Here is an 8,728-nt window from a genome sequence, read left to right as displayed (position 1 = left end):
ATCTTGATCGAACCATACTTTATCGCCTAAATTGAATACTGATTGAGAATCAGAGATTGAATCCGTTACTGAATCTGTCACTGAATCTGTCACTGAGTCTGTCACTGAGTCTGTTACTGAATCTGTGATTGAATCCGTTACTGAATCCGTTACTGAATCCGTTACTGAGTCTGTTACTGAATCTGTGATTGAATCCGTTACTGAATCTGTGATTGAGTCTGTTACTGAATCCGTCACTGAGTCTGTCACTGAGTCTGTTACTGAATCTGTGATTGAATCCGTTACTGAGTCTGTCACTGAATCCGTTACTGAGTCTGTCACTGAATCCGTTACTGAATCCGTTACTGAGTCTGTTACTGAATCTGTGATTGAATCCGTTACTGAATCTGTGATTGAGTCTGTTACTGAATCCGTCACTGAATCCGTTACTGAGTCTGTTACTGAATCTGTGATTGAATCCGTTACTGAGTCTGTTACTGAATCTGTGATTGAATCCGTTACTGAATCTGTGATTGAGTCTGTTACTGAATCCGTCACTGAATCCGTCACTGAATCCGTTACTGAGTCTGTCACTGAATCCGTTACTGAGTCTGTCACTGAATCCGTTACTGAATCTGTCACTGAATCCGTTACTGAATCTGTCACTGAATCCGTTACTGAATCTGTCACTGAATCCGTTACTGAGTCTGTCACTGAATCTGTGATTGAATCCGTTACTGAATCTGTCACTGAATCTGTGATTGAATCCGTTACTGAATCTGTCACTGAATCCGTTACTGAATCTGTCACTGAATCTGTCACTGAATCCGTTACTGAATCTGTCACTGAATCCGTTACTGAATCTGTCACTGAATCCGTTACTGAATCTGTCACTGAATCCGTTACTGAGTCTGTCACTGAATCTGTCACTGAGTCTGTTACTGAATCTGTCACTGAGTCTGTTACTGAATCCGTCACTGAATCCGTTACTGAGTCTGTCACTGAATCCGTCACTGAATCCGTTACTGAGTCCGTTACTGAGTCTGTCACTGAATCTGTCACTGAATCCGTCACTGAGTCCGTTACTGAATCTGTCACTGAGTCTGTAGTCGAATTCGACAATGACTCGCTAATTGAGTTTGATAACGAATCACTTAATGAGTTCGACACTGAATCACTTAATGAGTTCGACACTGAATCACTTAATGAATTCGACACTGAATCACTTAATGAATTCGACACTGAATCACTTAATGAATTCGACACTGAATCACTTAATGAATTCGACACTGAATCACTTAATGAATTCGACACTGAATCACTTAATGAATTCGATGTTGATTCGCTGATTGAGTTTGACACTGAATCACTTAATGAGTTCGATGTTGATTCACTGATTGAGTTTGACACTGAATCACTTAATGAGTTCGATGTTGACTCACTAATTGAGTTTGACACTGAATCACTTAATGAATTCGATGTTGACTCACTGATTGAGTTTGATAATGAATCGCTTAATGAGTTCGATGTTGATTCACTGATTGAGTTTGATAATGAATCGCTTAATGAGTTCGATGTTGATTCACTGATTGAGTTTGACACTGAATCACTTAATGAATGCGACGTTGAATCACTAATTGAATCAGATACTGAGTCACTGATCGAATTACTAATTGAGTTACTTAATGAAATTGATTGTGATTCACTAATAGAAATTGATTCTGAAATCGACTGAGAAATCGAAGATGAATCACCATCGCCAATCGCCTGACCTTCTGCAGTAATAAACGTATTATCCCAGAAATATGAAGTAGCTTGACCATTATAGTCAGTATTCTCTTCCACCGCTCTCGTCAACACTGGTTGATTAGCAGTAATATCGTAATGACCATCTACTAATATTACATACGCTCTTCCATTACTTGTGTCATTCCCAAAGTTAACAGTTAACGTTCCATCAGGATTATAAGTGATTGAACCATTATTAGCATAAGCTGCTGTCACATCGGTGAAGTTCGGATTCGTTGGATCAACATAGTAACTATCATTTAATTGATTCGCATCTGCTACTTCAAGAATTCTCACTTTAGTATTTGAATCAATAACCGTACTACTCTTTGTTGGGTCCCCCCAATTTCCTACTAAAGTCACTGTAGAATTATAAAGATTGTTCTGTAATGGGTTAACATATACAGTTTGAGTATAGTCACCATGGCCTGTGTTTGCTAATGTTGCATCTGTAATCATAGAAGAAACACTCGCTCCAGATGTTCCACCGCCACCTTGATAAGGTGTAGTATATGCAAATGTAATGTTATCAGTAACTGTTTCTCCAGCTACGTTTAATGTTACTGGTGCAGTTGTTATATTCGGAACTTGATCTCTGTCTACGAATAAAGGATATGTTACTTTACCAGTCACATTATCATGAGTGTCAACGTAATCTGTAAAAGTATATGTTGCTGTCTTTGATACAGTATCGTATACAGCAGTTGCAATTACGTTACCTGCTGAATCTACCATATCTGCTAACGTTGAGATATTATTTGAATATTTATAATCAACATCTCCGTCCATTGTAACTTCTTTCGGTAATTGAACAGTAAACGTATCTCCCATCTTAACAGCGTTATCTACTGCTAAATCTGCTGAGAAATTAGTATAACCACTATTATTTGGGTCAAATGATTTTGAAGCAAAATTCATATTTGATGCTGTTACTAATGAATTAACAGTACCATCTGCGTCTAAGTTCTTAATCACTACTCCATTTAATGTATCTAAATTAGTAGCTAACGAAATGCTTCTCATTAAATTGTTGCTACTTGTTGTTACTGGTGTTGCAACAACAGTATTTTTATTTTGTTCATTTGCGATTGAGGTTAATAATGCTGCTAAAATCGCTTGATCATTTAATGTGGTGTAATCAATATTCATTGATTTTAATGTTGCTGTTGCTTCCTCAGTAGTCCCACCTGTTGTTGTGGCTACATAATCAATTAATAATTTCTCTTTATCTTCCGGCGTTGCTGCAGTGTTTATGTTTTTAATAGCTTCGGTAATAGGAGTCGTATTATTTGTTGATGTTGTTGGTGTTACAGGTGCTTCTGTTGTCGCAGCCTCTGTTGTTGCTTTTTCTGTTGTTGCTGCTTCTTTTGTTGCTTTTTCTGTTGTCGCCGCTTCTGTTGTCGCCGCTTCTGTTGTCGCAGCTTCTGTTGTCGCCGCTTCTGTCGTTGCTGCTTCTGTTGTCGCTGCTTCTGTTGTCGCTGCTTCTGTTGTCGCTGCTTCCGTCGTTGCTGCTTCTGTCGTTGCCGCTTCCGTCGTTGCCGCTTCCGTCGTTGCCGCTTCCGTCGTTGTCGCTTCCGTCGTTGGCGCCTCTGTCGTTGCTGCTTCTGTCGTTGCTGCCTCTGTTGTTGGTATTTCTGTTGATGTCATTTCAGTCTCGGCTGCTTCTACTTGAGCATCTTGACCTAGGAACATTAATGATCCAATCAAAATTGATGCTGTCCCTACTGTAAACTTACGAATAGAATACTTGTTCAATTTGTTTGCAATAAAATCATAACGCTTCCCACTTGTTGTTTTCTTCATACTTTTCCTCCGAAATATTTATTACGCTTTCTAACACACGCATTAACTCTAAATTTCAACACATACCAACTATAACTCGAATAATATCATTTAAAAACAGACATTAAATTTCAACTCGTCACCTTTTAATTTAAATAATTATATTTGGATATAATAAATTCGTAATAATAGCGTACATTTATATAAAAATTATTATTAATAAATATCAATTAAATTATTTTAAAATTAAATAAAAAAATAATTATTAAAATAAAAAAACGCTACCAAAATAGCGTTTTGATAGCGTTCTACTCTATAATTGCACTTCCGTAATCTAAATACCCATATTTATTCATATCGACATAATCAATATATGACGGGAAATTCATAAACCTATATTTCAAATATGCATTAACTAAATATCCCTCATCTTCCAACCACTCCAACTTGCTATCTGATTGAAATTTCATTTCCTCGAACTTTTCTAAATCGAACGCTTCTACGAAACTTTTGCACCCATCCATTTGCAATAACCAATCTTTACATTTACAATGCATTAACATATCGTAAAATGCTAACGGATTTTTCTGTATAAAGGTTTCCATCATAAAAATAAAATCAACATCATATTCATCTAAGTGCGTTTTCAAATATGTTTTATGCTCTACTTTTTTATGTATTACCTTAATCCCTAACTCTCGTTCCATTCTATCGAATATATTTTGAAATGTTTCAAAGTTATGCTCATTTGATAAGAAACTTACCGAGGGCATTTCTTCTTTCAAGTGGATGTCTGTATCTTTTAGTAACCACTCAAAATCACTACGTTCTTCTTGCATCACGGCTTTTAAATAATTTAAAAATGCCGTTGAAAAGTACTTTCGCTCAGACTGATTTAACTTCGTCTTCGGATTACACACGACTAATCCATTTCCCATAATAAACTTAATTGATAAATCCTGCTTTTTTTTCGAATAATCAGCACGGATTTTCGACTGGTTCTTCACGATAAATACTTTCTTAATCTGCGGCTGACGTTTATGGTATGGGTTTGCATTTAAAATTATTTCATTTTCAGCGTGTTTAAGTACGTAATACTTACCCGTCCCGTGCAACATGCCATCATTCTCTTTAACAATTGCAGTTACAGGTTCACTTAACAGTAATTTGATGTGTGGTGCTTTATGCGTACAGTGAATAATAAAGTGAAAATCGTTCACTATTTCTAGCGACTGAACCATCTTGAAATAGAGTTGGTACTCTTTACTCTTACATAACGAGTCTATAATTGAGACAACATGTTCACTCTTCAACTGCACATTATCATCAAAATATGCATCTTTCGTCAAATGAATATGTAACGATGCATCAATCCACTCATCAAATTTAACCAGCTGATTATCAAGCTTATCACTATTACATACGTATAACGTTTCTGAAATATTATCACAAATCTGATAACTGACAATATCATGTGGCATCCCTTTATATAATTTCGGTGGTATATCAAACACATAATCCAGTAAGAATCCATGCGACTGTGATTCATCATGAAATTCACTAATTAACGCTTCAATGACCGATTCACGCGACTCTGCATGCCACGGTAAATTAATATATTCCTGAAGCTCATTTAATTCCATATTCTTTGCATTTTCAATCGCATAATAAAAGAGTTCTTTCTCTGCATCAATCTTCATCGTGATTGATAACTTATTCCCTCGCCCAGATCCACCTGTATATTCGATATAACCAGCTTCTTGCCACGATGAAATTAATCTGGATAACTGCCTTTTTGAAACACCAATATATTCGTATAATTCCATCGTATTATCATTTTGTGATAAATAACTTTGTAAATACACGAGTCTTTTATCTAATATCATTACTAACTCAACTACTTTCGCTAACTTTCCTACTTTAAATCTTTAAAGATTATCTCGATATATAATATAACTGAGAATGTCAATATAAAAAAGCGACATTTAAAGTTTAAATGTCGCCTTTTTCCATACAAGTGCATACACTTTTACAGTTTATACCACGACGATGTGTTTATACACAATTAACCCGTCATTATTTAAATTCACATTTTTAAAATTTACCGGCACTATATGTTTTCTAAATGATAGTACTAGTGAGTGTAACCAAAACTCATCTTCCATAAATAATTTTAACCTATATTCTATCTCTTTCCAGTCATTTATCGTAGCAACTCTAAATCGATCAAGCAATGATTTTATGACATCAAAATGCAAGAACCAGAATCTCAAATTTGTATTATTCATTAATGTATAATAAAACAAATCCTCCACATATGTATGGCCTAAAAAGAAGATATCACATTGCAATCCATCTATATTACCATCAATTAAATCATTGAAAGAAACAACTTTATATTTAACATTAAATCCAGCTTTCTTTAGCGATTCATATAATTTTTTCTGTCCAATATTCTTCTCACTAAACGTCCCAATGACGAATTCATTATCAAATATTTCAGTTGGCTTTAGTTCAACATTTTGGTTATTATTAAATGATTTATAGAATATCGTGACTAATTCAATCAGCAATTGGCGTTTTTTCTTATCTAATTTTGTAAACAACGGATTAAAACACATAAATCCATTTTGTATCACAACACCTTTACTTAATTCTTCCGTTTGCTGATATTTAAACGATCTTGTATATTGTTCATAATTATTTATCAAATAAACTGTACCGACATCTGGCGTTTGATGATGTGAGTCTGTTCTTGCTTTAATCGTGATATAGTTCTCAGTTGTTGAATAAACTTTGTATGCGCCTGTTCCGAGAAATTTATTATCGTCTTGAATATATATGCTGGCATAAGCAGATGATAACATTAATTTCAAATAGTCAATACTGCCCTCATAATAAATTTTAAAACAGAACAAGTTCAATACTTCGATAGATTTTACCATTGCAAACTTATATTGATGATCAGGATGTTTCATCAATCTGTTAAGACAATCTACTGCATTTTGGGCAAATAGAATCTGTCCATTTGAAAATTTAATATCATGATGTAAGTAAATTGTTAAACCATAATCGTCAACTTCCTCATGACTTACTAAAGAACTAAGAAATATCAATTTATTATCAACTTCATATAACCTATCCATGATATTGAACAACAAGACATCCTGAGAAACGTCACTATGCAATAACGGATCAAGTACTTCAGGTATACGATAAACAAAATCGATAAATGTTGCTTCATCTTCATCCGTTTGATTATTATCATTCTTAGCTACAAGTCTTTGTTGATAAATCGACTCGATTAAAGCTTTTGAAGAATTATATAATGGTAAATCTAGAATGTGCTCTATTTCTTCGAATGACAGAGTGCCAATTTGCTGAATTTGATAAGAAACATACAATTGCTCAATATCTTTATTAAAAGTAACTTCAGAAAAAACCCCTCTACCAATACCAACTTGATACTCTAATAAATTTTCTGATTCCCATTGCTTCATCAAACGCGAAAGTTGTCTGGTTGTAATATTCAGTACTTTGGAAACTTCCTCTCTGGAAAACGCATGCTCTTGTAAGTATTTATACATTATCAAAAGTTTTTCATCAATTTTGTTACACATAGTACCCCATCCTATTTGTCTTTATCTGTTTTTATATGCATTTAATATACTACTATAATTTAACTAAATTTTCAATTAATTTATTATTGTATAAAATTAACTTACAAACTTTTATTTTTATTTTTTATAAATCATTGTGATTAAATACTCAAATATTAATAATTTACTAAATAACTTATCATTATTCCGTCTACTCATTTCACTAAATAATTTTATATCTTAATCAACTTTTTATAACAATATTACATAATACATTGTTATTTACCCTTTTACAATAAAAAGAGAATCGCAACTTTCAAAAAGTTACGATTCTTCATATTAACTAAATCTAATTTTTTTCTTTTCTTCTACGCGATTGAACTAACGCGAATCCACCAAGCCCTGCGAATAATGAGCCTAACAATGTTGTGTTGTTTGTTTCTCCTGTATCCGGTAGTTGTTCCTGTTTAATGTTATTTGGCTTATGTGTTTTTTTGTGATGTGACTGATTAACATGTTTGTGTTTATCATGTTTTACTGCTGGTGATTTTACAGTAGTTTTAACATGATTATTATTTTTTACTGGTTGTTTTATAACATCTTTCGGCCCTTCATTTGACGGACTTTCACCAGGTTCACCTGCCTGTTCTGGAATTTCTGGTGTTGGAACAGGTGTTGGTTTCTCTGGTGTTGGTTTTTCCGGTGTTGGGGCTAGAGTTACAACTGTTTTGAACCCTTTATCGATTGTTAAGTTGTCCGCATCTACGATGCTTACATCTTGACGGTTAACGTTTGAGTTATCGCCATTTGTTGTTTCGTTTGTGCTTGTTACTTCTGTGTAACTTGTTGTTGAACCATCTGGATTTGTCACTGTCGCTGGTGTGCCAAACACTACTGTGTAGTCACCTGGTTTTAAGTGATCAAACTTATAGTTACCGTTCGCATCTGTTACTTGCGTTGAGATTACTTGGCCTGTTGCTTTATCTACTAACTGAACCGTTACACCTGAAATTCCTGGTTCTGTTCCGCCATTTTGAACATTATCGTTGTTTGTATCTAACCATACTTTATCTCCGATTACGTACGTTGGGGCTGGCGTTACCACTGTCTTAAATCCTTTATCAATTGTTAAGTTGTCCGCATCTACGATGCTTACGTCTTGACGGTTAACATTTGAGTTATCGCCATCTGTTGTTTCGTTTGTGCTTGTTACTTCTGTGTAACTTGTTGTTGAACCATCTGGATTTGTCACTGTCGCAGGTGTACCAAATACTACTGTGTAGTCACCTGGTTTTAAGTGATCAAACTTATAGTTACCGTTCGCATCTGTTACTTGTGTTGAGATTACTTGGCCTGTTGCTTTATCCACTAACTGAACCGTTACACCTGAAATTCCTGGTTCTGTTCCTCCATTTTGAACATTATCGTTATTCGTATCTAACCATACTTTATCTCCGATTACGTACGTTGGGGCTGGTGTTACCACTGTCTTAAATCCTTTATCAATTGTTAAGTTGTCCGCATCTATGATACTCACATCTTGACGGTTAACATTAGAGTTATCACCGTTTGTTGTTTCG

The 8,728-nt window shown here is 34.7% G+C and carries 4 protein-coding genes; all 4 read right to left on the bottom strand.

Annotated features, from left to right (window positions below; translation table 11 throughout):
• Positions 1-3,570: fibrinogen-binding adhesin SdrG C-terminal domain-containing protein (locus tag OCL94_RS12990; RefSeq protein WP_262997346.1), on the bottom strand; the 3,570-nt coding region annotated here is incomplete at its 3' end.
• A gap of 287 nt (positions 3,571-3,857) precedes the next feature.
• Entirely contained in the window at positions 3,858-5,435 is a 1,578-nt protein-coding gene (locus OCL94_RS12985; RefSeq protein WP_262997345.1) for a periplasmic substrate-binding domain-containing protein, read from the bottom strand.
• Between the two features lie 150 nt (positions 5,436-5,585).
• Entirely contained in the window at positions 5,586-7,169 is a 1,584-nt protein-coding gene (locus OCL94_RS12980; protein WP_262997344.1) for an SgrR family transcriptional regulator, read from the bottom strand.
• 328 nt (positions 7,170-7,497) lie between these two features.
• On the bottom strand, positions 7,498-8,728 hold a 1,231-nt coding region (locus OCL94_RS12975; protein ID WP_262997343.1), incomplete at its 5' end, for an SdrD B-like domain-containing protein.

Source organism: Macrococcus capreoli (genome assembly GCF_025628935.1).
GTDB classification, from domain to species: Bacteria; Bacillota; Bacilli; order Staphylococcales; family Staphylococcaceae; genus Macrococcoides; species Macrococcoides capreoli.
Note: the sequence above shows the minus strand (reverse complement) of the source record. Positions and strands in the feature narration are given on the sequence as shown.

Bases quoted from the DNA above. Each gene is read 5' to 3' on its own strand.
- OCL94_RS12985 (WP_262997345.1), bottom strand. From the start codon at position 5,435: ATGATATTAGATAAAAGACTCGTGTATTTACAAAGTTATTTATCACAA.
- OCL94_RS12980 (WP_262997344.1), bottom strand. From the start codon at position 7,169: ATGTGTAACAAAATTGATGAAAAACTTTTGATAATGTATAAATACTTA.